2 protein-coding genes are annotated in these 1,549 nt (G+C 45.1%); both read right to left on the reverse strand.

All coding sequences use genetic code 11. The features are described 5' to 3' along the window. Positions 1-634 precede the first annotated feature (634 nt). Complete coding sequence (locus ACLTD4_RS34100; RefSeq protein ID WP_412332009.1) at positions 635-922, reverse strand: hypothetical protein; 288 nt, start codon at positions 920-922, stop codon at positions 635-637. 98 nt (positions 923-1,020) lie between these two features. After that, positions 1,021-1,392: a DUF5055 domain-containing protein gene (locus ACLTD4_RS34105; RefSeq protein ID WP_412332010.1), complete on the reverse strand. Its 372-nt coding sequence runs from the start codon at positions 1,390-1,392 to the stop codon at positions 1,021-1,023. Between the last annotated feature and the right edge of the window lie 157 nt (positions 1,393-1,549).

Raw genomic sequence — 1,549 nt, forward strand, 5'->3', positions numbered from 1 at the left:
ACTTAAGACATCGAATTTATTTTCGCCAAATCTCCATTTTCAGTTGACAAAAGAATTGACTTGTGATAAAGTTGAAAGATAATTTTTAAGCCCATTTGAAAGCAGGGAAATATTATACTATTCACTCGCTAAGATTGCAAGATATTTTTTTCAAAATCGCTTGATTTTTTTCCCTAAAATACTATAATAAAAGTGTGGAAACCCTAAAGACGGTTGCCACAGTACATAAGCTACTCCATACATAGCCGGGGTGTCAGCCCCAACCACGCAGTGAGCCTTCTGTTTGCGGCAGACGGCTCACTTCTTTTTGTCTCGGAATTTATCCCACACCTGGATAATGATCCAGATGATAGAAACGATCCAAAACAAATTTTGAAGAGTTATGTATATCACCTCCCCAGGAAAATTTCCCGCGAGGGCTCTATACACGCCTCCATTCCGCACTCGCGGGATGTCAGGCAACCGTCCTTTTAACCGTCGCTGTCTCTATCTATTGCGACAGCGGGTTTCCACGTTATCATTATATACTCCATTTTTCCCGCTGTCAAATTCTGTCGATATAATTTTTACAGAAATTCTTTTTTCAAAATCTCCGCTATCTCAATATAAAGTTTTCAAGGTACAAACCGGAGAACTATCCGAATTTCTTTTGAGCAGATCTAGCCCAATTTCTGAAGAAAAGCTGTGCTTTCAAACGCTCGTTTTCAATCTCTTGACTTGATTCCAGCTTTGTCTTTTCTTCTCCTCTCATGGGATACGGCTCTGTTCTATAGGGAATAGGCTTCGTGCCCTTCTTTGCAAAGGCGTGGAGAACTGGCGCTACATCACAGAAGGCTTCATAAATGTACATTCCCATCATGTGGGCTGCCGCATTTGTCCTTCTTCGATTAAGCTTATCTGCCTCACGGAATCCCTCTACCATCCATACATCGCCATACCAATACTGTTCCCAAGTCATGCCGATGGACAGATAGTAGGGGCACTCCGCTTCAAATAGATCCGTGAAGGACTGTGGGCCTTTTACAGCTCCACAGTCACCTTCGCGTTTTTTACTGCATCCTCATCAGTGGCGATAAGATGTGTAAGAGCGGCCTGATTGTAAAGCTGCATCAGCCTCTCCAGCAGGGCAGTTGTCATACCTCCCATACCTTCCAGAAGATCATCGGTCTGGGACCGGGCCACATTCTTATGGTTCTTTCGGAACGCATAGTAGAACAGCTCCGGGATTCTGGTCACGGGGAAAACCGTCAGTTCGTCAACCTTGAATCCACGGTTCTCCGCAAACTTTACGCTCTCTCGAGTGAAGTCCAGTTCATAAACCGTTCCAGTATCATGGTCAGTTACACGGACAGGATTAACTCGGTCCTTCATATCAATAATCTTATCGCTCATGCCTTTTCCTCCTTAAACTTCTACAGTCTTACTTCTCGCGGACTTGAGACTCATGGCCTCCAGATCAGTAGGCTTCGCCGCCCACTGAGGCGCGCCGGTCGGGGTGATATAAAGGGTCGTCTCCAGGACAGCGGAGACTTCCATAGAAGGCATACCC

Source organism: Hungatella sp., assembly GCF_046966825.1.